Origin of the sequence: Alcanivorax sp. UBA3183, from assembly GCF_002364155.1 — a bacterium.
GTDB lineage: Bacteria > Pseudomonadota > Gammaproteobacteria > Pseudomonadales > Alcanivoracaceae > Alcanivorax > Alcanivorax jadensis.
The window spans coordinates 3,576-4,197 of sequence record NZ_DEXN01000021.1; the positions used below are offsets into that span (position 1 = coordinate 3,576).

At 56.3% G+C, this 622-nt stretch carries 1 protein-coding gene; it reads right to left on the minus strand.

Features of this window, described 5'->3' with window-relative positions; all coding sequences use genetic code 11:
- On the minus strand, nucleotides 1–506 hold a 506-nt coding region (locus tag B3Q33_RS08800), incomplete at its 3' end, for a hypothetical protein (RefSeq protein ID WP_286827494.1).
- Between the last annotated feature and the right edge of the window lie 116 nt (nucleotides 507–622).

A 622-nucleotide genomic window follows, 5' to 3' on the forward strand; every position in this document is an offset into this window, starting at 1 on the left:
GGAGCCTTGCGAGTAGCAGCCTTCTTGGCAACTGCTTTCTTCTTCGCCGGTGCCTTTTTGGCAGCCGCTTTCTTGGGCGCTACACGGCGCTCAATTTCCTTGGCGCGTTTTTCCAGGTCTTTCTCGTACTGACCGATAACCCGGGACAGGCTGTGGGCCTGCTTGGCGGTGGCCTTCAGAACCCGAACCTCGGTTTCCAGGATGCGCTTGCGGCCCTGGGAGGTTTCCACCTGTTTGCGGGCATCTTCTGCCGCCTTGCGGGCGCGCTCGATCTGTTTCTTGACGGTGGCGGTGGCACGGTCACGGTATTCCGCCTGCAGCTTTTCAACTTTGGCGAAGTACTCCCGCTGACGCTTCATTTCCTGGTTAAGGCGATCGCGCACCTTCTCCAGCTGTTTCTCAAGTTGACTGATCTGTTTCTCGCGTTCCTTGTCGAAGCGCTCAGCCAGCTTGCGAATCTGAGCCTGAAGTTCCTCGACAGTATCTTTCACCTTGCTAGCAGCCATGGATGACTCCCTTTCCCCTTCGGATTGTTCGTAGTGGCTTTGTGCTGGAGAGCAGCAATGCCCGGATTCAATAGTAACGTGCAACGCCGTTGCTGTAGCAACTTTATGCCACATCC